The sequence below is a fragment of the Microcystis sp. Msp_OC_L_20101000_S702 genome (assembly GCF_007095705.1).
GTDB lineage: Bacteria > Cyanobacteriota > Cyanobacteriia > Cyanobacteriales > Microcystaceae > Microcystis > Microcystis ichthyoblabe_A.
This window is the reverse complement of sequence record NZ_SFBO01000016.1, coordinates 1-20,826: the sequence shown is the minus strand read 5'-3', so window position 1 is coordinate 20,826 and position 20,826 is coordinate 1. Positions and strand designations below refer to the sequence as shown.

Sequence of the window (20,826 nt, the reverse complement as noted above, 5' to 3'; positions counted from 1 at the left end):
TTAATTCTCCTGACTTTCTTTTAACTGATTTTCCTCTAAATCTGTTATTGGTTTTTCTTCCCCGTAACTGATCCAGAGCGCAATCATCCCAGCGATAGGAATGGAGAGAAAAACCCCTAATAATCCCGCAATTCTTTCGCCGATAAAGAGGGATAAAAATAAAATTACCGGGTTTAATTCTAGGGCATTGCCCATAACTTTAGGGCGAATAATATTATCTTGAATTTGTACCAAGACAACACAGACAATAAAAGCTTTAACGGCAATTGTTAGTCCTTGGGAGGTAAAAGTCAAGATAGTTACCAACAAAATGCCCAGGGTTGCCCCGATACCCGGGATAGCATCGATAACACCAAGAATACCCGCTAAAATTAGCCCATATTGAATTCCCAATAGGGAAAAACTTAAGAAACTCGTCACCGATAAAAAGAGCATTAATAACAGTTGCCCGCGAATAAATCCCAGAAAACTTTGTCGAAAAGACTTGGCAAAACGCTCCCGGTATGCTGGGGGGAGAAGTTGCAAAAAACTTCGCCAGAGTTTATCACCGTCGATGAGCATATAAACACTGATCACCGCCCCGAAAACGCCGGTAAAGACACTGGAAAAAACTCCTTGTACGACCGATAAACCCGTGGCTAAACCAGTTTGTAGGGTTCCCACCATTTTATTCCAATCTAATCGATCGAGAAAGTCTTGAAAGGGTAAAAAATCTTGTTGACCCAGGGCATCGGTAAGATTGAATATTAGTCCTTTCCCCTGACTAACTGCTTCTAATCCTATGCCTGTGACTAATCTAAATAGGAGGATAAAAGCTACTAGGGTGGTAATAGCAATGGCTAGTCCTCTCGGTAGATAACGAGATAACCAAACCACGGGATAATTTAATAGAGCGGCCAGGACTGCCGAACCAGTAAAAATAGCGATCGTCCCGTAGAAATAGTTAATTAAGATAATCAGACTCCAGCCACAACCAAATAATAATAGATAGCGCACTAGAATCGAGTTATTCAGAGTTTTCCAAAAGGAGCTAGAAGGGGTCATAAATCAAGCCAGAAATAGGATTTTAGCATTTAGAATTGTTTTAACAAAGCTTCCCGCATGACCGAGACGGGGACGGGTTGACCTAACCAGATTTCTAGTGCGATCGCTCCCTGATTAACTAACATTTCTAACCCATCAATAATTCTTATCCCTCTAGTCTGGGCTAACCGGAGAAATTTGGTCGGCCGGGGATTATAAATTAGATCGTAGGCGATCGCCGATGAGGGCAAAAGGTCTAATAATTCTAACTCAACTGGGGATTGTTCGCCCTGGGGGGACATTCCGATGGGGGTAGAATTAATCAGGAGTTCTGTGGTGGATACCAGCCCCTCTAATTCGTCCCAGCCATGCACTTCTAGGAGGTCATAGAGGCTGGTATTCGCCCAACTTTCTTTAAAAGGATCTAATTTCTTTTGATTGCGTCCTACCACATGAATTTCGCCACAGCCCAACTGGGCGCAAGCCACCACTACCGCCCGGGCAGCGCCGCCATTGCCCAAAATAACTGGATTCACCTGACTCCAATCTTTGTCAAGGGATTTCAAGGGTGCGAGAAAGCCATCCACATCGGTATTCGTTCCCTGCCAGCCAGTTTTCGTGCGCCAGACGGTATTAACTGCGCCTACTAGCCTTGCTTTCTCGGTAATTTGCGATAATAAGGGAATAATTGCTAATTTATGGGGAATCGTGACGCTAAAACCCTCTAGATCGATGGCGGACAAACCAGCGATCGCAGTTGCTAAATTTTCTGGGGCGATCGGTAGGGGAAGATAGACATAATTTAGCCCCAAGGCATCGATAGCGGCATTGTGCATGAGGGGAGAAAGAGTATGGCCGATGGGATCGCCGATTACGCCTAATAACTTGGTTTTTCCGTTAATAATGGTCATAAAAAAGGTGGGCTTTCCCCACCAAAGTTTAATCTCAAGGGTGGCCAATGCTCACCTTACTATACTAGGGTTTGCTGAAAAAGTTTTTCCTGGGGGCAGGGTGTAGGGTGTGGGGTGTAGGGTTTTACCGATTTTGAGGGGGTCAATTACCTAATTTTCAGGGAAAAAGTCCCGGAATTTTTCCCTCGATCACTCCCAGATCCATTACTTTTTGATGGCCAAAAGGTCTAAAAGTTTTACCCAACAAGGTTTTTAGATTTATTCAGCAAACCCTATACTATTTCTTGATTTCGCGGGCCATTTTCAGGAAAGGATTGATATTGTCATCGTTAGCGCGACGAACGTTATCATTAGCAGCGTTAGCCTTACTATTAGCCTCGGAAGTAGCCGATTTTGCCACAATACCGTTATCGGTGACTTTGCTGACTTCCATAGAAGAAATCTGTTTAATCGATTCGCCACCCTTTTTATTCGAGGCAGTTTTCGGGAAAGTACGTCGGATCGTGATCGGTGTCCGCATAAAGTCGATATTACCGAGAGTTTTAGCGTCATCGGGTTCCAAGTAAAAAGCCTCTTTCGGTTCCGGTGCGCTCATATCCATCGGTTCATCGACGTATTTCGTCTTATTGCCAAACAGGCCAAAGAATCCAGCCATTTTCTCGCTCTCCTAAATAAATATATTTACCATAAATTGCTGCTGATTGTTAAATCATATCAATATTTATGACAAAAAGCTAGGTAGCCATCTATCAGTTATCAGTTATCAGTTATCAGTTATCAGATGTGAGTTTTCAGTTCACTGATTACTGTTTACTGTTTACTGTTTACTGGACGGCTACGCCGTGCCTTTGGCAACACTGAAAAGCTTCCCACACCCCACACCCCAATCAACGCTGTTCTAACCTACGACTGGCTAGGGACATAGAATAACAGAAAATCCAGTAAATAAACGCCAAAAATAGATAAACCTCTGGATAATCGCCGATAAATTTCGGATTAGCTAAAACCGATCCTGCCATACCCAAGAGGTCCACCAGTCCCACGATCGCCAGTAGAGAAGTATCCTTAAATAAACTGATAAATTGACCAACAATGGCGGGAATGACCGCTTTTAAAGCTTGGGGTAGAACGATCAATAATAAAACGAAAATCGGTTTTAAACCCAAAGCCCTGGCCGCTTCAATTTGACCTTTGGGAATCGCTTGTAAACCACCCCGAACATTTTCGGCCAGATAGGCTGCCGCAAAAAGGGTAAATCCGGCGATCGCTCTGATCACCCGTTCCGGTCTCGTCCCGGCGGGTAAAATTAAAGGTAACATCACCTGAGCCATGAATAAAATTCCCAACAAAGGTAAACCGCGCAATAATTCGATATAGCCAATAGATAGCCAACGAATTGCCGGTAATTCACTCTGTCTCCCCAGGGCTAATAATACCCCCAAGGGAAAAGATAAAATCATACTGGCGATCGCTACTAATAAAGTTAAGATTAAACCACTGAGATCATCGAGGGGAATTGTCGTTAAAAATAATCCCCCCAATAGCAACCAAGCGATTAAAGGTAAAGTCAATAACCAGAGCAATCCCCACCAGCGTTGGAGAAAAGCGGGGCAATTGGGGAAGCGACCCCGGTTTAATTGCCAAGAAAACAGTGATAAAGCCGCAATAATCGTTAAAATCAGCCAAATCCGCCATATTGACTGTTCTGGATAACGACCGACCACAAATAAACCGAGATTTTCCGTCACTACAGCCCATTTTGCCCGATTTATCGCCCAATCGAGAAAACTTAAGCCCCCCCAGAGGCTGAGAAATAGACCCGCAAGGGTTAAGATGACGTTGTACCAAGTGTTAAAGAGATTTTTTCTTAACCAGAGTCCCATAAAATTCCCTAACCTCCCCAGTGGTGATCCTCGTACTTTTTCAGTACAATGGTGCTATTAGAAAAATTCAGACTGATTTTCGACCATGAACAGTTGCATTTTAATGGCTAAAATTGTCCGTCGTCCCGAATTACGTTATACCCAAGATAATCAAACTCCCTACGCTCAAATGTTAGTCGAGTTTTCTCCCAATCGTGCCGAGGCAACCCCAGCTAATTTAAGGGCCGTAGCTTGGGGAAATTTAGCCTCAGAAGTCGCTCAGAACTATAATGAAGGCGATCGGGTAATTTTAGAAGGTCGTCTCTCGATGCAGACGATCGATCGTCCCGAAGGTTTTAAGGAAAAACGGGCCGAATTAGTCATTAGTCATCTCTATCATCTTGACGGCAGCGTGAGTAGCGGTGAAATGGCAGCCCCGACTCCAGAAAAAGTCGTGCCAATCAATACCCACAAATCGAATAAAACTGAGGTGGAAAAACCCGTCGCACCTGTCTCCACCGGGGATTTTGAATACGACGCATCCTATGAACTTTCTAATCCTTCCGCTTGGCAACCTAGCGACACATCGGTGGAGGAAAATTTAGACGATATTCCTTTCTAAGTACCCCGACAGAATGGCTCTTCTCGATTTTGTCTGATAATTTTTGCTTATGGAATCGTGAAATGCTGATCGGGCAAGACTTTCAGTGCTATTTGACGGATATTCTATCAGTATAGACCTCGTTTCCACACAGAAACCAGAAGAGCCAAAGCTTTAACTGAGATATGGCAGGCTAGAAGAAGTAAGTATTAGCGCGTGAGGATGTCTCAATGCAAATTACCCTGAACCTACCGGATAACCTCAGCCAAGCCGAAACCTTTAACCAAGGCGACTGGCTCCGGGAGATTGCCATTGCGCTGTTTCAGCAAGAGCGGATTTCCCTCAGTCGCGCCAGTAAAATTGCCGGGATGGAAGTCATGGACTTTCAAAAACTGTTGGCAGAGCGCGATATTTGTGTTCACTACGATGTAGAAGACTTTGAGCAGGATGTTCAGCATCTGCGCGATCGAGGCTGGCTATGATCGTCGTCAGCGATACCTCCGCCCTTGCCAATCTAGCGATTATCGATCATCTCTGGTTGCTAGAGTCAATTTACCAAACCGTTATCATTCCAGACGTTGTTGCTAGGGAACTAGCAGCCGCAAGCAATCCCATCATTCCAGCCATTCTCCAAGTCGGTTGGATTCAACCCCAACCCCTCACCAACTCCGAACTCGCTAACCAGCTTCAGCAAGAACGAGGATTGGATGCTGGAGAAGCGAATGCCATAGCCTTGGCCCTTGAGCTACAAGCTGATGATCTGCTCATTGATGAACGCTTGGGGCGGCAAGAAGCCCTGCGGCTAGGGCTGTCTATCATTGGTATTCTGGGCATTCTGCTCGTTGCCAAACAAAGAAGCCTCATCCCTCAAGTTCAACCTGTTATGGATACCTTGATCAGCCAAGCTGGTTTTCGCGTCAGCCCTCAGCTATATCAGCGTGTCTTAGCTTTGGCTGAAGAACTTTAGTAAAGGATAAGCCAAGATAGTCTGTGGAGTCGGTATCGATCGAAACTATCGTCTCCCATACCAATGGGATCATCCTAGTTTAGTAGGTTATCTATAAATTTATAAAAACTCAATCCCTCTCTTGCCCAAGATTACAGAGCCTAAAATCCAACAGGACGGTTATCAAGAGCCAAAATAGTTGTGTGAAAACTGTTTGAGAAATTTGTCTTCGATCTTTAGCATACTGAACTCAGATGAGCCGTATATTTATACGGGGAAAGTTCAGGTATATACCCCAAAATAGTCCTACTGATCAGTAATTTTACTTTCAGCGAGAATTTCTTGGAGGACGGGGGATAAATTGCTAGTTAAACGGCCAGATCGAATAAATTCAGCGTAGGTATCAGCTTCGATATCTAGGAGGGTTTCCCGAAGTTGTTCCATTGTTAATAGCTGTAATTGGGGATAACTATCGTTGAGAGATTGTATTTCCGCTTCTACAGTCTTTAACTTTTCTTTGACGAGATGCTGCTCATAACTAAAAAATTCGGGGGCAACATCGGGAGATTTATCTAACTTAGAAAGATAGTCTAAAACTCTTTTTAAAGCTACCCGTCGGGCTAAAAGTTCCGCATAGTTTTCTCGAATTGGTTGATCACCGATCAAGTCTAATCTCGATAGGAAAGTTTGAATAGTTAATCCCTGAACCAACAGGGTAAAGAGAACAACTCCGAAGACGATATCGATGATATCCTGACGATTGGGAAAAATAACCGGCACACTTAAAGCTAGGGCAATAGAAACGGAACCGCGCAAACCTCCCCACCATAAAACCGTTTTTTCCCGCCAATTAATTTTAGTTTCCATCAAGGCATTACTAACAGTTGCCAAGGCAAAGGTAGCCAGAAAACGGGCCGCCACTACGGCAGCGATCGTGATAAAAATTAAATTGAGATTATCGGCTAAACTGGAGAGACGGATCTGATCGCCGATGAGGAGAAAAACGATCGAATTGACAAAAAAAGCGAGAAACTCCCAGAATTCCGTGACTAATAGGCGGGTACGGGGACTCATGCTGATTCTAGAGCCAAAATTACCCAAAATAATCCCCGTAGTCACCACTCCGATTACCCCCGAACCCCCGAACTCCTCGGTTAATAAATAAGCACCGTAGGCGGACACAAGAGTTAAAGACTGTTCCACTAGGGGTAAATCCAGACGTTGAGTCAGATAGGAAATACCAAAACCCACTAAACAACCCACTGCTACCCCGATACCGATAAAAGCGGCAATCCGGCTAATGGTTGTCTCTAAGGATAGACCACTAGCACCGAGGGGAATTTCCACCAAAAGAGCGAAAGCGACCACAGCGACCCCATCATTAAATAAGCTTTCCCCTTCCAAAAGCACGGTGAGTTTTTTACTGGCCCCTAATTCGCGAAAAAGAGCGACAACAGCGACGGGATCCGTAGAAGAAAGGCTTGCACCCACTAATAATGCCGTAAATAGGGGTAAATTAGTCAATTCATCTAGGGTAAAACCAACCCCGAAAATCGAGATAATTACGCCGACAATAGCGAAAAGACTGACGGGAATCCAATTATCCTTCAGATCTCGCCAGCGCGTATTCCAAGCGGCTTCAAATAGCAAAGGGGGCAGAAAAATTTCTAGAATCAGTTCGGGGGATAGGTTCACCAGACGGATATCGATAAAAGCTAAACCTAAACCGACTATCACTAACAATAGGGTGTAAGGAATTTGGCGAAACCAGCTAAAAATCCTCGAAACCGTCGCCACACTCAGGGAAACGGACAAAACAATTAGAAATTGTTCTAAATTTTGCTTAATGACTTCATCGGTAGCGGATTCTAAACTCATTGGGTAGGAGGCAATCGGTGAGCGGACGTGCAAGAAAAGAACAATCTCAATTATTATTACACTTTAGAACCAGTGATTTTTTCTCCTAAACCCAAGTTTTTCTGCTGGCAATTCCTTTTATCTATGTCCTTGACTATGCCTCAGTCTGCCGAGTCCTCCACGGGTGAGGATTTACCCCTAGCTATCTCACCCAGTAACGAGCAGTTAGAGAGTATTAATAGCTATTTAAACCTGATTTTGGCGGCTTTAGTCTCTCTAGCTAATTTAGACTCCGATTCTATCACCCAAGCAGCCCAGGAATTAGCCTTAGATGCGGATACAAGCGATCGCCTAGCTGCCCGCTACTGGCAACCCCAGTCAAAACTTTCCCTAGCGGACATCCGTTCTCTAGTTCTCCTCCTTTGTCATCTCGCCCAAAAAAAGCAAGAGTTAATCCGTCGCGCTGTAATTCTCTTGGAGCAAGTGGGAACTCAAGGAGAAGAACCGGTCAAAACCACGCTTTTGGGCAATTATATTGATAATTTTCGCTTAAAATACCCAGAAATATCGGCAAATAATCTCAGTGATTCTAGCCTGACTTCCCTAGCTTGGAAATTATTAATCGATTTATTGTTCTACAGCAGCCCCCGCAGTCATCTCCTTCTCTGGCACACCCTTTTAGCAAGTAAAAAGTAAAAAGCCTATCAGTTATCAGTTCTCAGTTATCAGATGTAAGTTTTCAGTTCACCGATTACTGTTTACTGTTTACTGGACGGCTACGCCGTGCCTTTGGCAACACTGAAAAAAAGCTTCCCAGTTCATAATTCATAATTCATAATTCATAATTCCCACCGATAACTAAAAATGAGTAATCTAATTCGCAAATATACACCCCCCACCTGTACCCTAGAAATTTGGGGAAATAGTTCGCCTCTAGCGGTTTGGCTGGGTAAAAATGTCTTAAACGATGCCCACTTTCAATTGCGTTTTGATGATCCTAGATTGAGTGAGGAAAAACAGGTGACGATCAAAGGCGATCGCACACAATTACAACTCCTAGGGGAAATTGTCGCTAATTATGTGCAGAATTTACTCTCTAGTCCCGTTTCTACCCTCTCTTTCGTGGCTAGTGGTTCCCCCGAAAGCCATCTCCCCTCCTTACCCTCTCTCCGTTGTCAGGGACTTCTGCAGCATCAATTATTTTTAGGTTCCCTGCTAACCGATCAGGATAAACAGGAGATCGAATTAACCACATCGCAATTATTCGATCTAGCCAATGCTTTAGGGGAGTATAACCATGAAAGCCCCCTAATACCCCCATTAATTCGCCAGAAAACTCGAAAAAATGCCCTGATGTGGACGGGATTAATCGCCTCAGCCCTAATAACTATCGGGGGAATAGCGATCGCATTTTATCAACGGCAAGAAGTGGTCAACAATGATTTAACCAGCGATCCCAATAACGCCAAGATTCCCCAACCCTTGCCAACGCTGCCTTTACCCCCCACGGGAACAGCCGCCCCAAACCCGCAGTTACCGGCAAATTTGGGCAATAAAGCCCCTTTACCGCCACCGCCCCCCGTGGGAACCGTTCCAGCCCCAGTTCGTCCCTCTAGCGTCCCCCTGGTGATTCCGCCGTCCACTTTACCGCCGCCACCAGTCACAGGTTCGCGTCCGGGCGGCACGGCGATCGTAATTGAACCGAATAATCAGAACATCCCGATTACTGCCCCCCCCGTCACTGGCGCTCAGGGTACAAATGCACTGGCAAATCTTCCCCCCACCACGATGAATCCGACTCCAGCACCGCCAAAATTGCCCAATTTACCGCCTCTAAGCCCTTTTAACCCCGAAAATGTCAATTTAGACCCCAAACCGCCCACAAGCATCGCTAAAGCCCCAGAGACGAACTTACTAGATACCATTCCCCAAGTGGCAGAAACCAGAGAATATTTTCAGTCCCGTTGGCAACCCCCGGAAAGTCTTAAGCATACTCTAGAGTACCGTTTGGTCTTAAATCAGGATGGTTCCCTAAAACAGATTATTCCCCTGGGACAGGCGGCAAAAATCTATCTCGATCGCACTAATATGCCCCTGCTTAATCAACCTTTCGTGTCTCCCCTCGATATCTCTGGTAATCCCCAATTGCGTCTAGTTCTTGGTTCTGATGGTACGGTGCGGACTTTTATGGAACAGCAATAGGCTGTACTGCATTTAAGTAGCTGGTTATAATTAAATTAAAAATTGATTTTAGGTTCGATCCCCCCTTAATCCCCCCTTAATAAGCTGTCCTTTAGTCACATCTTTCCTTGTTGACACCCTTACTGACAAAGAAAAAACTGAAATCAAGTCAGGATAAGGGTTGGAGTGCTTACTGCAAAAATTGTTAAGAAAGATCCCTATAAGGGATAGCTTAATAAGGGGGGCATGTGATAATTTTTAACGCCTACCTACTTAATTAACAATAATCTCGTCGATGCTGTCCGGTTGGTTCATTTCCGTTAGGGTTTGCCAACCTGATTGCCAGAGATTCGCGTCTTGCAACTGTTTAGCATTAATCCAGAAGCGGACGGTCGGATCGCAGGAAGCGACTAATTCGGCAAAAACCCATTGACCGCGATTTTGACGATTGACCACTTGAAAATGTCGCCAGCCCCATGTTTTTTGTTTTGCCGTCCATTTTGACCCCAAGAGATGGGGATACTTCTGTTTTTTGGGCATAAAAGTTAAAACACCTGAGTGCGGGATAGGCTAAAACCCTTATATTATCCTAGTTTGCCAACCCGATTTTTTTCCAGAAGCCAAGGAGAGGAAAAATGATCGGGGCGCTTAAGTGCGCCCCAGTTTTGGCTAATAACCGCGCCAAACACCAACCAAAACCCCTTGCACCTGTACTTGTTCAGTATTGGCTGTAATTGGTTGATATTTTTGATTGGAGGGTTGGAGAGTGATGATTTCGCCTTCTTGGTAGAAACGTTTTAAAGTAGTACCGTGGCCTTCGACTCTAGCGGCGACGATTTCCCCATTGGACACCCCTTCATTGCCTGTGAGAGAACGCATAATCACCAGATCCCCATCGGCAATATGATCCTCGATCATACTGTCTCCAGAAACGCGCAGAGCATAACAGTCTTGACTGCGTTGCAACAGGTTAGAAAGATCGAGTTTTTCTTCCACATCGGTGAAGGGTTCCACTAAACCACCAGCAGCGATCGCACCCAGAACCGGTAAACCTTGCACTGGTTGTTTAAGAATCCGCAGGGTGCGTGCTTTTCCTTCTGTCCAATCAATATAGCCTTTGGCGCGTAAACGTTCTAAACGGCTTTGAATCGGTGCGGGAGAGCGTAAATTCATCGCTCGCATCATTTGCCGGATGGAAGGGGCGTGCTGAGTAGTGCGAATGTACTCAATTAGCCAGTCGTACAACTCCTGTTGCGCTTGAGTAAGGGATTCGAGGTTAGTCATGATCTATTTTCCTATCCTTGGGTTAAGATAATTTGTACTTTAGTTCATTTGTGTTTAACCTAGTACATCTTAACTTCATCGGCTGACTAAATCAACTGGTTATTAGATCTCTTGCAAAAATCAAAAATTGTCGTGCTTGGTTAGGAGACTCCGAGACAGGAGACTCCGAGACAGGAGACTCCGAGACAGGGGATTATTTCTATTTATTCTTCCGACACCCCACACCCTACACCCCACACCCTGCCACCACCGAAAAACTTTTTGCCGCAAACCCTAATTAATAATTCATAATTCCTTCTCCCTTCTCATAGACAGTCTTAACGAGTAATTTAGATAGTCAACAGCTTATCTTCTGACCTAGCACTTTTTTTTAAAAAGTATCATTAATTTTTATCTCAATTCTCAATATTAATTAACCCCAGGGTCGGTTGCTGGCAAACTCAGCAGCGTATTAAGAAAAAATAACGAATTGCTAGAAAGCCAAGAATCTGGATAATGATCGAGGTGGAGACAGAAAAATCGCTCTACTTAAGCCTGTCTGCCGTAAGCGTCCAATAGTAGATAGGGAGTCAAAAGCGACGCTCAAGAAAATCCTTCGGTTGTCAGGGAAACGAGAGGATATTTAGTGCGAAATTGAGCCGTAAAAAAACTTAAAATCCCGACAAATATCGTAAAAACTAAGGGGAACACATGACCACAAAAACCTATGCAACCATAGACGGTAACGAAGCTGTTGCACGCGTTGCCTATCGTCTCAGTGAAGTGATCGCTATTTATCCTATCACTCCCTCCTCGCCTATGGGTGAATGGTCCGATAGTTGGGCAGCCGAACGGAGAGCTAATCTCTGGGGAACCATTCCTTCCGTAATCGAAATGCAGAGCGAAGGTGGGGCAGCGGGAACCCTGCACGGAGCGCTACAAACAGGCTCTTTAACTACTACTTTCACTTCCTCGCAGGGATTATTATTAATGCTCCCCAACTTCTACAAAATTGCGGGGGAATTAACCTCTTCAGTAGTCCATGTGGCAGCCCGTGCTTTAGCAGCCCAAGGGTTGTCAATTTTTGGGGATCATAGTGATGTTATGTCTGCCAGAAGTACGGGTTGGGCTATGTTAGCGGCTAATTCCGTTCAAGAAGCTCAAGATCTGGCGGCTATTGCCACAGCTACCACCCTAGAAACGAGGCTTCCTTTTCTGCACTTTTTTGATGGTTTTCGTACCAGTCATGAGGTGCAAAAAGTCGAATTAATTAGCGATGAAACTCTCAAAGAACTGATCGATGAAGACCTAATTATTGCCCATCGTCAAAGAGCTTTAACTCCCGATCGACCGGTGTTACGAGGCACGGCACAAAATCCCGATGTTTATTTCCAGGCAAGGGAAAGCGTCAATCCTTTCTATCATGCTTGTCCCGATATCACTCAAAAAATTATGGATCGTTTTGCCCAATTAACAGGACGGCAATACCATCTCTATGAATACCACGGTGCGCCCGATGCTGAAAGAGTGATTATGTTAATGGGATCGGGAGGGGAAACCGTCCATGAAACCGTCGATTATCTCAATCAAAATGGGGCTAAAGTTGGGGTTTTAAAAGTTCGTCTCTATCGTCCCTTTGCCGCCGAAAAATTACTGGCAGCTTTGCCCACTACAGTGAAAAAAATAGCCGTTTTAGATCGCTGTAAAGAACCCGGTGCCGGGGGCGATCCGCTATATTTAGACGTGGTAAATGCCTTTATGGAAGAGTACGAAGGCAAGCTGCCGAAAATTGTGGGAGGACGCTACGGTTTATCTTCCAAAGAATTTACTCCAGCCATGATTGCCGGTATATTTGATAACTTAAGTCTCGACAAACCGAAAAATCACTTCACTATTGGTATCGTTGATGATCTTACCTTTTCCAGTCTGGAATATGACCGCAGTTTTTCCACCGAACCAGACAAAGTAGTGCGGGCAGTTTTCTACGGTTTAGGTTCCGATGGTACGGTGGGAGCTAACAAAAATTCAATTAAAATTATCGGTGAAGATACTGATAATTATGCCCAGGGTTATTTCGTCTATGATTCCAAAAAATCTGGCTCCGTCACCGTTTCTCACCTACGCTTTGGTCCGGAGCCGATTCGCTCTACCTATTTAATCACCGATGCTAACTTTATCGCCTGTCATCAGTGGGAATTTATCGAACAATTTGATCTGCTAGAAACCGCTAAATCGAACTCTATTTTTCTCCTGAATAGTCCCTATCCACCGGAGGAGGTGTTTAGTCACTTACCCCGCCATCTCCAGCAAACTATCATCGATAAAAATCTGCAAGTTTATACGATTAATGCGACTCAAGTAGCCAAAGAAGCGGGGATGGGCAGTCGGATTAATACCGTGATGCAGGTGTGTTTCTTTGCCCTAGCGGGGGTTTTGTCTCGGGAAGATGCGATCGCACAAATCAAAAAAGCCATCCGCAAGACCTACGGCAAGAAAGGCGAAGAAATCGTGCAGATGAACATCAAAGCTGTGGATTCTGCCCTAGAACACCTCTATCAAGTGCCAATTCCCGCCACTGTCACCCCTGAAGCTTTTGAATTAAGACCACCGATTCCCGACACTGCACCCGCTTTCGTCCGAGAAGTCCTCGGCAAAATTATCGCCCGTCACGGGGATGAATTGCCCGTTAGCGCCCTTCCCAACGATGGGACCTATCCCACCGCCACTAGCCAATGGGAAAAACGCAATATTGCCCAAGAAATCCCCGTTTGGGATGCGGATGTCTGTGTTCAGTGCGGTAAATGCGTTCTTGTTTGTCCCCACGCCGTTATTCGCTCGAAAGTCTATGATGAGGCCGAATTAGCCACGGCCCCGGAGACCTTTAAAGTCGCGAATGCCAAGGATCACGACTGGAAAGGGCTAAAATTCACCATCCAAGTGGCCGCCGAAGATTGTACTGGTTGCGGTCTCTGCGTTGATGTTTGCCCCGCTAAAAACAAATCGCAACCGCGTCTAAGAGCGATTAATATGACTCCCCAATTGCCCCTGCGGGAACAGGAACGAGTTAACTGGGATTTCTTCCTTAATTTGCCTAATCCAGACCGATTAAGCCTAAATCTCAATAAAATTAACCATCAGCAAATGCAGGAACCTCTCTTTGAGTTTTCCGGCGCTTGTGCCGGTTGTGGTGAGACTCCCTACGTTAAATTAGTCAGTCAGCTATTTGGCGATCGCATGATAGTGGCTAATGCCACCGGTTGTTCATCTATCTACGGAGGTAATTTACCGACAACGCCCTGGGCAGTTAACGCCGAAGGTCGCGGTCCGGCCTGGTCGAATTCCCTCTTTGAAGATAATGCCGAATTTGGCTTAGGATTCCGAGTTTCCATCGATAAACAGGCAGAATTTGCCGCCGAACTGTTAGCAACCCTCGCTAGTGAAATCGGAGAAAGTCTAGCGGCAGATATTCTCAATTGTCACCAAGTGGATGAAGCGGAAATTTACGAACAACGGCAACGGGTAGAGGCCCTAAAATCCCGTTTAGGGCAATTAACCCCGACCACGCAAGTGAAAATGTTGTTATCTGTGGTTGATTATCTGGTTAAGAAAAGTGTCTGGATTGTCGGGGGTGACGGTTGGGCCTACGACATCGGTTATGGTGGCTTAGATCACGTTTTAGCCAGTGGTCGCAATGTCAATATTTTGGTCATGGATACGGAAGTTTACTCGAATACGGGCGGCCAGGCCTCGAAAGCTACTCCTCGCGCCGCCGTAGCTAAATTTGCTTCTGGTGGCAAACCCAGCCCGAAAAAAGACCTCGGTTTAATGGCCATGACCTACGGTAACGTCTATGTGGCCAGCGTGGCTATGGGGGCAAGAAACGAGCAAACTATCAAAGCTTTCCTAGAAGCGGAAGCTTATAACGGGCCATCGTTAATTATCGCCTATTCTCACTGTATTGCTCACGGGATCAACATGACCACCGCCATGAACCATCAAAAAGAAGTGGTGGAAAGCGGTCGCTGGTTAATGTACCGTTATCATCCCGATTTAGCTAAAGAAGGCAAAAATCCCCTGCAATTGGACAGCCGTGCGCCTAAGCTTACCGTAGCGCAAACTCTCTACTCGGAGAATCGCTTTAAGATGTTGGCCACCAGTAAGCCGGAGGAAGCTAAACGTCTGCTCAAAGAAGCACAAGCAGATGTGGATACGCGCTGGCAAATGTATCAGTATTTAGCAGCAAAAGGTACAGGGAGCAACGAATAGTTATGAATCTACACACTACTTACATGGGTTTGCAATTGCGATCGCCGCTAGTCATCGGTGCGGCCGCACCCTTGAGCGAGGATATCGACAATATCAAGAGAATGGAAGACTTTGGGGCCGCTGCCGTGGTTTTACACTCCTTTTTCGAGGAGCAGATTAAACACGAAAGACTGGCTCTACACCATCATTTTACCCACGGAGCCGAGAGTTTTGCGGAAGCTTTGACTTATTTTCCCGAACCGGAGGTTTTTCACGTTGGTTCCGACGAATATCTCAACCATATTCGCAAAGCCAAAGAAATGGTCGATATTCCCATTATTGCCAGTCTCAACGGTGAGACCTCTGGGGGATGGTTGGAGTATGCCATTCAAATTCAACAAGCGGGCGCTGATGCTTTGGAGTTGAATGTTTATTATGTTCCCAACGACCTAGAATTAACCGGAAATCACGTCGAACAAAACTATGTTGATATCCTCAAAATTGTCAAATCGGAGGTATCAATTCCCGTCTCGATGAAGTTAAGTCCCTACTTTAGCAATACGGCCAATATGGCTAAACAATTAGCGGAAGCAGGGGCCGATGGGTTGGTATTATTTAACCGTTTCTATCAGCCGGATATCGACTTAGACACCTTGGATGTTCACCCTAATATTATCCTCAGTAATCCCCAAGCAATGCGTTTACCCCTGCGCTGGATTGCCATGCTTTACGGTCGTGTAGCGACGGATTTTGCCGCTACCAGTGGTATTCATAACGCCATCGACGTGATCAAAATGATGATGGTAGGGGCAAAAGCGACCATGTTAGTTAGTGTTTTATTACGCCACGGTTTGGAGGAAATTACCAAGATCGAACAGGGTTTATTGCATTGGTTGGAAGAAAATGAGTACGAATCGATCGAGCAGTTAATTGGCAGTATGAGTCAAATGAATTGCCCAGATCCGACTGCTTTTGAACGGGTACAGTATATGAAAGCCCTGCAAAGTTACGAACCTGTTTGGAAACGTTTTCAAACCACCAGCAAATAAAAGTGGGAAGTGGGGAGCTTTTTTCAGTGTTGCCAAAGGCACGGCGTAGCCGTCCAGTAAACAGTAATCAGTAATCAGTGAACTGAAAACTTGGGGGATCGGCACCCCCCTTATCAAGGGGGGCAGGGGGGATCGGCACCCCCCTTATCAAGGGGGGCAGGGGGGATCGGCACCCCCCTTATCAAGGGGGGCAGGGGGGATCGAACCTAAAATCGATTTTTAATTTAATTATAACCAGCTACTTAACTGAAAACTGAAAACTTACATCTGATCACTGATAACTGATAACTGACAAAAAAATCCAGGAGGATATAACTATGAACGAGAATCAAAGGAAAAAAATCGGTATTCTTACCAGTGGTGGCGATTGCCCGGGGTTAAACGCGGTAATTCGTGCCGTGGTGAAATCATCAAAACTCAAGGGTTGGGATGTGTACGGCATTCCCTACGGGACCGACGGTTTTATGCAGATTGCCGAGGGAAAATATCACCCCCAAGATTTGATCCTGACTCAGCATGGCTATAACCTACCCGGGGTCTTGAAAGGATTAGACGTTTTGCAGTTTCTTAGTGGTAGTGTTTTGGGTTCTTTAAGCAAAGGACATCCCGAAAACCCAGAAATTGCCACGAAAATCCTGCAAGGATACGAAATGCTGGGATTAGATGCCCTGATCGTCGTTGGAGGCGATGGGAGCATCGATATCATCTACGATCTCGCCCAGAAAGGCAATTGGAATATTATCGCGGTTCCCAAAACCATCGATAATGACGTTCCCTATACGGAATGGGCAGTCGGTTTTACCACTGCCGTCGATATCGTTACTCAAGCTTTGTATGATCTCACCTTTACCGCCGCTAGTCACGAAAGGGTGATGATTGTGCAGGTGATGGGTAGAGATGCCGGTCATTTAGCCCTTCATGCTGGGATTGCCGGGGGGGCCGATGCGATTTTTATTCCCGAATTAACCCCGGCTCTCACTCCCGCAATTATCGACGGTTGTTGTCGTCATTTGGCAGAATTACGCGCTCAAGGTCGTAAATTCGCTCTTATTGTGATTTCTGAGGGTGTTAAAAACGAAGATAACCAAAAAGAGAAGTATATTGCCGATTATTTAGAAAAATTAATATTTGACAAAACTCGCTCTTTGTGCGTTACCGATCCCGTCTTCTGTTATCTCAATTCCATGGATGTGCGGGCCATGTCTTTGGGACACCTGCAAAGAAGTCGTCCTCCTTTGGCCATGGATCGACTGTTAGCCACGGCTTTCGGCATTAAGGCCGTAGAATTAATTGAACAGGGAAAACTCGATCGCGTGGTGATTTGGCGCGGGGGACAAGTGCGTAGTTTGCCCCTGAAACCGGTGATCAAAATTATCAAACAATGTCATCAAGAGCATCGCTGTGCCTATCCCGTGGATCCTGATGGTTTTATCGTCAAAACAGCCCGTTCTTTGGGAATTTACCTAGGGGAAAATCCCACGACCACGACCGAGACGGCAGTAGTTCCGCAAGCTGTGGAGGCGTTGGTTTAGTTATAATAAAGCGAGAAGGGTTGCTAATACTTTCTCGCTTTGTTAATTGGTTAAGATTAGGCATTTCTAAACGCTACAATTACGGGAGATACTGACAGCTACTGTCGAAATAAAGAAACTTTTTTAAAGAGTGTAATTAATTTTCTGAGCATAAACTTTTATTATTATAAACCCGAACTGTATATCCTTATCAACCCGACGAATCAAATTCTTTTCTGTCAAATTTGTGGCTTTTCTCGCGAAACAGGTGCAAGATTTTGAGAGAATCGTCGTTCAAAACCTTGCGTCTTCATAGGTCCGCGTCCTGTAGGGGCGAAGCATTCGGGCAATAACCTATCGGTGAAACCAGAGATTTTCTATCCGAATGCTTCGCCCCTACTTTTTCAGCCAGCCCTAATTAATTTTCTAAGCATAAACTTTTATCATTATAAACCCGAACTGTATATCCTTATCAACCCGACGAATCAAATTCTTTTCTGTCAAATTTGTGGCTTTTCTCCCGAAACAGGTGCAAGATTTTGAGAGAATCGTCGTTCAAAACCTTGCATCTTCATCGGCCCGCGTCCTGTAGGGGCGAAGCATTCGGGCATAACCTATCGCTAAAACCGTAGATTTCCTATCCGAATGCTTCGCCCCTACTTTTTCAGCAAACCCTACATAAAGACTTCTACTATCAGTAATGAGGTTATAAGATTGAACTATTGGACAAGCTTCAATGAGATGTCTAATCTCTTGAAAATAGTCATTAATCAACCAATTCTATCTCCTCAATTTCTTCTTTGTCTTGCAGTAAAGCTTCTAGCATCCAAGCTTCTCCCATCCATTCATCAAAGTCTAAGGTATGCTGCAATTCATTGTTTTCAAATCGTCTGAGAAATTCTTGTGTCTGCTTATTAAGGGGGGATTAAGGGGGGATCCCCCCGCCTATCGGCACCCCCCTTATCAAGGGGGGCAGGGGGGATCGAACCTAAAATCCATTTTTAATTTAATTATAACCAGCTACTTATTTTCAAAAAAAGTTATTCGTTCTTGGGTGCGCTTAATTCCTTCTTGAAGTTCTTGCAGTCTTTCGGTTAATGCGTCTTCAATAAATTTTTTTAAGGAGTTTAGATGTTTAGAACTCAGTTTTACTTCAGCCATAATGCTTCCGAGTCGATAATCGCTGCTGTTTGCCATTCGTCAGTCCATCCTAATTCTAGTTCATCTACTGCTAAAAAAGCTTGGGCGAGTTCTTCTGCTTCTTGTTGTTGTCGCCATTGTTGTAAAATTGAGGCGATGAAAATGCTTTTATCTTCTACTTTCTGGTTTAGGTAATTAACCAGTTCATCGGGTAAAGAAATGGAGATTTTAGCCATTGTTATCTCTTTAGCTATTTGATTCTAATATAGACTATTTTGATTGAGCTAAAATAACAGAATTAAGGGGGAAAGATTCAGTTTCTAAACGAGTTAAATCAACAATTTGACTAGCTTGATCAATATCAATTCCAACTAATTTTCCTTCGCTATCAAAATCTAAAACAATATCAGGGGCGATTTCTTGAGAATCGGTGCTTGTTTTTTCTGATAGGCTAATGTATAGAGAATCGGTTTCAGGATAATAACTAAATTTCATTTTTTACTCCTTAAAGTTACGATCTGGGAAGGCGTTATGAATGGTTTCTCCATCATCTAGAGTGACAACTCGCAAGTATTTTCCTAATTCGGGAATGTATAACCAATGACGAATGCGTCCATTTGGTTCTATTTCTCGTCTAACTGGATTCTGGATAGCCTGTTGACACCATTCTCGCTTAAGATAGGGTCTTTTGACCAAGACTTGTTCTTCAAAGTAGCGGGTAGTTTTCATTCATCATTTTTCTGATCGATTCCTTCTATCATAATTTTAACGAAATTTAGATAAATTTCCCCAGATACTAAATTCTCCCCCCTTAAAAAGGGGGGCAGGGGGGGATCAAATCCCATCACACAAACCCCTATCCTCCTCCCTGACACCAGAATTAGGATTGTGCAAATAAGCCCGCACCCAATCGCAACTACGCCCCATTAAATCACTTAAACCCCAGTCTGTCCCAAGATTCCAGAGTTTGATAGTCTTGTCAGCACTACCGCTCACCAAAGTCTTGCCGTCGGGACTAAAATTAACGCTTATGACAGAGTTATCATGCCCCTTGAGGGTGCGAATTTCTTCGCCTGTTTCTACATTCCAGAGTTTGATAGTCTTGTCATCACTACCGCTCACCAAAGTTTTGCCGTCGGGACTAAAATTAACGCTATTGACATAGCTATCATGCCCCTTGAGGGTGCGGATTTCCTTGCCTGTTTCTACATTCCAGAGTTTGATAGTGTTGTCCCAACTACCGCTCACCAAAGTCTTGCCGTCGGGACTAAAATTAACGCTTGTGACAAAGTTATCATGCCCCTTGAGGGTGCGGATTTCTTGGCCTGTTTCTACATTCCAGAGTTTGATAGTTTTGTCCCAACTACCGCTCACCAAAGTCTTGCCGTCGGGACTAAAATTAACGCTATAGACATCGCTATCATGCCCCTTGAGGGTGCGGATTTCTTCGCCTGTTGACCCATTCCAGAGTTTGATAGTGTTGTCATTACTACCGCTCACCAATGTCTTGCCGTCGGGACTAAAATTAACGCTTTTGACAGAGCCATCATGCCCTTTGAGGGTGCGGATTTCTTGGCCTGTTTCTACATCCCAGAGTTTGATAGTCTTGTCCCTACTACCGCTCACCAAAGTCTTGCCGTCGGGACTAAAATTAACGCTTGTGACAAGCTCATCATGCCCCTTGAGGGTGCGGATTTCTTGGCCTGTTTCTACATTCCAGAGTTTGATAGTGTTGTCAACACTACCGCTCACTAAAGTCTTGCCGTCGGGACTAAAATTAACGCTATAGACAGTGCTATCATGCCCCTTGAGGGTGCGGATTTCTTGGCCTGTTTCTACATTCCAGAGTTTGATAGTGTTGTCACCACTACCGCTCACTAAAGTCTTGCCGTCGGGACTAAAATTAACGCTTCTGACAGCGCTATCATGCCCCTTGAGGGTGCGGATTTCTTGGCCTGTTTCTACATTCCAGAGTTTGATAGTGTTGTCCTCACTACCGCTCACCAAAGTCTTGCCGTCGGGACTAAAATTAACGCTATTGAAAAAGCTACCATGCCCCTTGAGGGTGCGGATTTCTTTGCCTGTCTCGACATTCCAGAGTTTGATAGTGTTGTCCTCACTACCGCTCACCAAAGTCTTGCCGTCGGGACTAAAATTAACGCTTAAGACATAGCTATCATGCCCCTTGAGGGTGCGGATTTCTTTGCCTGTTTCTACATTCCAGAGTTTGATAGTCT

The 20,826-nt window shown here is 44.9% G+C and carries 20 protein-coding genes; 8 read left to right on the top strand and 12 right to left on the bottom strand.

Going from position 1 to position 20,826, the window contains the following annotated elements; all coding sequences use genetic code 11:
- The 4 genes from EWV60_RS01535 to EWV60_RS01520 all read right to left on the bottom strand — a co-directional run bounded on the left by EWV60_RS01535 (position 1) and on the right by EWV60_RS01520 (position 3,817).
- Positions 1-1,044, bottom strand: a complete 1,044-nt coding sequence (locus EWV60_RS01535) for an AI-2E family transporter (RefSeq protein WP_287230436.1) — start codon at positions 1,042-1,044, stop codon at positions 1-3.
- A gap of 29 nt (positions 1,045-1,073) precedes the next feature.
- Positions 1,074-1,934 (bottom strand): shikimate dehydrogenase, encoded by an 861-nt coding sequence (locus EWV60_RS01530; RefSeq protein ID WP_287230435.1) that lies wholly within the window; start codon positions 1,932-1,934, stop codon positions 1,074-1,076.
- A 277-nt stretch (positions 1,935-2,211) separates the two neighbouring features.
- A complete protein-coding gene (locus EWV60_RS01525) occupies positions 2,212-2,589 on the bottom strand; it encodes a hypothetical protein (RefSeq protein WP_002754350.1) in 378 nt (125 codons plus the stop codon).
- Positions 2,590-2,821: 232 nt separating this feature from the next.
- Positions 2,822-3,817 carry an amino acid ABC transporter permease gene (locus EWV60_RS01520; RefSeq protein ID WP_287230434.1) on the bottom strand — a complete coding sequence of 332 codons (996 nt, stop codon included), beginning with the start codon at positions 3,815-3,817 and terminating at the stop codon, positions 2,822-2,824.
- 85 nt (positions 3,818-3,902) lie between these two features.
- Here EWV60_RS01520 and EWV60_RS01515 point away from each other — a divergent pair, with 85 nt between their 5' ends.
- The 3 genes from EWV60_RS01515 (at position 3,903) to EWV60_RS01505 (ending at position 5,364) form a co-directional block, all read left to right on the top strand.
- Complete coding sequence (locus EWV60_RS01515; RefSeq protein ID WP_002754347.1) at positions 3,903-4,418, top strand: single-stranded DNA-binding protein; 516 nt, start codon at positions 3,903-3,905, stop codon at positions 4,416-4,418.
- A 209-nt stretch (positions 4,419-4,627) separates the two neighbouring features.
- The gene (locus tag EWV60_RS01510; RefSeq protein ID WP_104395591.1) at positions 4,628-4,879 is read left to right on the top strand and encodes a UPF0175 family protein; all 252 of its coding nucleotides are present in this window, start codon (positions 4,628-4,630) and stop codon (positions 4,877-4,879) included.
- A complete protein-coding gene (locus EWV60_RS01505; RefSeq protein WP_193979787.1) occupies positions 4,876-5,364 on the top strand; it encodes a PIN domain-containing protein in 489 nt (162 codons plus the stop codon). The genes EWV60_RS01510 and EWV60_RS01505 overlap by 4 nt, the downstream gene beginning before the upstream one ends.
- A gap of 285 nt (positions 5,365-5,649) precedes the next feature.
- On the opposite strand, the gene EWV60_RS01500 is transcribed toward EWV60_RS01505, so the two are convergent.
- On the bottom strand, positions 5,650-7,221 hold the full coding sequence (locus EWV60_RS01500; protein ID WP_002737412.1) for a Na+/H+ antiporter: 1,572 nt from the start codon (positions 7,219-7,221) through the stop codon (positions 5,650-5,652).
- A 135-nt stretch (positions 7,222-7,356) separates the two neighbouring features.
- Between EWV60_RS01500 and EWV60_RS01495 the strand changes: the two genes are divergently transcribed.
- Both EWV60_RS01495 and EWV60_RS01490 read left to right on the top strand, forming a co-directional pair.
- Entirely contained in the window at positions 7,357-7,896 is a 540-nt protein-coding gene (locus EWV60_RS01495) for a DUF3038 domain-containing protein (protein WP_287230504.1), read from the top strand.
- Positions 7,897-8,064: 168 nt separating this feature from the next.
- Positions 8,065-9,402 (top strand): DUF4335 domain-containing protein, encoded by a 1,338-nt coding sequence (locus tag EWV60_RS01490; RefSeq protein ID WP_287230433.1) that lies wholly within the window; start codon positions 8,065-8,067, stop codon positions 9,400-9,402.
- Between the two features lie 252 nt (positions 9,403-9,654).
- Here the strand turns inward: EWV60_RS01490 and EWV60_RS01485 are convergent, their stop codons facing one another.
- Together EWV60_RS01485 and lexA are read right to left on the bottom strand one after the other, a co-directional pair.
- Complete coding sequence (locus EWV60_RS01485) at positions 9,655-9,921, bottom strand: TIGR02450 family Trp-rich protein (protein WP_016515581.1); 267 nt, start codon at positions 9,919-9,921, stop codon at positions 9,655-9,657.
- A 129-nt stretch (positions 9,922-10,050) separates the two neighbouring features.
- On the bottom strand, positions 10,051-10,665 hold the full coding sequence (gene lexA / locus EWV60_RS01480) for a transcriptional repressor LexA (protein WP_002737392.1): 615 nt from the start codon (positions 10,663-10,665) through the stop codon (positions 10,051-10,053).
- Positions 10,666-11,355: 690 nt separating this feature from the next.
- Here lexA and nifJ point away from each other — a divergent pair.
- The 3 genes from nifJ to EWV60_RS01465 all read left to right on the top strand — a co-directional run bounded on the left by nifJ (position 11,356) and on the right by EWV60_RS01465 (position 17,470).
- Entirely contained in the window at positions 11,356-14,910 is a 3,555-nt protein-coding gene (nifJ, locus tag EWV60_RS01475) for a pyruvate:ferredoxin (flavodoxin) oxidoreductase (protein WP_287230432.1), read from the top strand.
- Positions 14,911-14,912: 2 nt separating this feature from the next.
- Positions 14,913-15,938 carry a dihydroorotate dehydrogenase-like protein gene (locus EWV60_RS01470; protein WP_287230431.1) on the top strand — a complete coding sequence of 342 codons (1,026 nt, stop codon included), beginning with the start codon at positions 14,913-14,915 and terminating at the stop codon, positions 15,936-15,938.
- Between the two features lie 317 nt (positions 15,939-16,255).
- On the top strand, positions 16,256-17,470 hold the full coding sequence (locus EWV60_RS01465; RefSeq protein ID WP_287230430.1) for an ATP-dependent 6-phosphofructokinase: 1,215 nt from the start codon (positions 16,256-16,258) through the stop codon (positions 17,468-17,470).
- A gap of 999 nt (positions 17,471-18,469) precedes the next feature.
- Here the strand turns inward: EWV60_RS01465 and EWV60_RS01460 are convergent.
- From EWV60_RS01460 to EWV60_RS01440, 5 genes are all read right to left on the bottom strand, one after another.
- Entirely contained in the window at positions 18,470-18,610 is a 141-nt protein-coding gene (locus EWV60_RS01460) for a hypothetical protein (protein ID WP_008200156.1), read from the bottom strand.
- Complete coding sequence (locus tag EWV60_RS01455) at positions 18,598-18,825, bottom strand: DUF8778 family protein (RefSeq protein WP_008200158.1); 228 nt, start codon at positions 18,823-18,825, stop codon at positions 18,598-18,600. Before EWV60_RS01455 ends, EWV60_RS01460 begins: the two co-directional genes overlap by 13 nt.
- A 34-nt stretch (positions 18,826-18,859) precedes the next feature.
- Positions 18,860-19,084 carry a DUF2283 domain-containing protein gene (locus EWV60_RS01450; protein ID WP_002742721.1) on the bottom strand — a complete coding sequence of 75 codons (225 nt, stop codon included), beginning with the start codon at positions 19,082-19,084 and terminating at the stop codon, positions 18,860-18,862.
- 3 nt (positions 19,085-19,087) lie between these two features.
- Positions 19,088-19,318 (bottom strand): hypothetical protein, encoded by a 231-nt coding sequence (locus tag EWV60_RS01445; protein WP_002742722.1) that lies wholly within the window; start codon positions 19,316-19,318, stop codon positions 19,088-19,090.
- A 105-nt stretch (positions 19,319-19,423) separates the two neighbouring features.
- On the bottom strand, positions 19,424-20,826 hold a 1,403-nt coding region (locus EWV60_RS01440; RefSeq protein WP_287230428.1), incomplete at its 5' end, for a WD40 repeat domain-containing protein.

Coding starts and splice junctions, on each gene's coding strand:
- EWV60_RS01505 (WP_193979787.1), top strand. CDS start 4,876: ATGATCGTCGTCAGCGATACCTCCGCCCTTGCCAATCTAGCGATTATC.
- EWV60_RS01530 (WP_287230435.1), bottom strand. CDS start 1,934: ATGACCATTATTAACGGAAAAACCAAGTTATTAGGCGTAATCGGCGAT.
- EWV60_RS01535 (WP_287230436.1), bottom strand. CDS start 1,044: ATGACCCCTTCTAGCTCCTTTTGGAAAACTCTGAATAACTCGATTCTA.
- EWV60_RS01450 (WP_002742721.1), bottom strand. CDS start 19,084: ATGAAATTTAGTTATTATCCTGAAACCGATTCTCTATACATTAGCCTA.
- EWV60_RS01490 (WP_287230433.1), top strand. CDS start 8,065: ATGAGTAATCTAATTCGCAAATATACACCCCCCACCTGTACCCTAGAA.
- EWV60_RS01510 (WP_104395591.1), top strand. CDS start 4,628: ATGCAAATTACCCTGAACCTACCGGATAACCTCAGCCAAGCCGAAACC.
- EWV60_RS01495 (WP_287230504.1), top strand. CDS start 7,357: ATGCCTCAGTCTGCCGAGTCCTCCACGGGTGAGGATTTACCCCTAGCT.
- EWV60_RS01455 (WP_008200158.1), bottom strand. CDS start 18,825: ATGGCTAAAATCTCCATTTCTTTACCCGATGAACTGGTTAATTACCTA.
- EWV60_RS01445 (WP_002742722.1), bottom strand. CDS start 19,318: ATGAAAACTACCCGCTACTTTGAAGAACAAGTCTTGGTCAAAAGACCC.
- EWV60_RS01500 (WP_002737412.1), bottom strand. CDS start 7,221: ATGAGTTTAGAATCCGCTACCGATGAAGTCATTAAGCAAAATTTAGAA.
- EWV60_RS01470 (WP_287230431.1), top strand. CDS start 14,913: ATGAATCTACACACTACTTACATGGGTTTGCAATTGCGATCGCCGCTA.
- EWV60_RS01460 (WP_008200156.1), bottom strand. CDS start 18,610: ATGGCTGAAGTAAAACTGAGTTCTAAACATCTAAACTCCTTAAAAAAA.
- EWV60_RS01520 (WP_287230434.1), bottom strand. CDS start 3,817: ATGGGACTCTGGTTAAGAAAAAATCTCTTTAACACTTGGTACAACGTC.
- EWV60_RS01525 (WP_002754350.1), bottom strand. CDS start 2,589: ATGGCTGGATTCTTTGGCCTGTTTGGCAATAAGACGAAATACGTCGAT.
- EWV60_RS01515 (WP_002754347.1), top strand. CDS start 3,903: ATGAACAGTTGCATTTTAATGGCTAAAATTGTCCGTCGTCCCGAATTA.
- EWV60_RS01465 (WP_287230430.1), top strand. CDS start 16,256: ATGAACGAGAATCAAAGGAAAAAAATCGGTATTCTTACCAGTGGTGGC.
- EWV60_RS01485 (WP_016515581.1), bottom strand. CDS start 9,921: ATGCCCAAAAAACAGAAGTATCCCCATCTCTTGGGGTCAAAATGGACG.
- lexA (WP_002737392.1), bottom strand. CDS start 10,665: ATGACTAACCTCGAATCCCTTACTCAAGCGCAACAGGAGTTGTACGAC.
- nifJ (WP_287230432.1), top strand. CDS start 11,356: ATGACCACAAAAACCTATGCAACCATAGACGGTAACGAAGCTGTTGCA.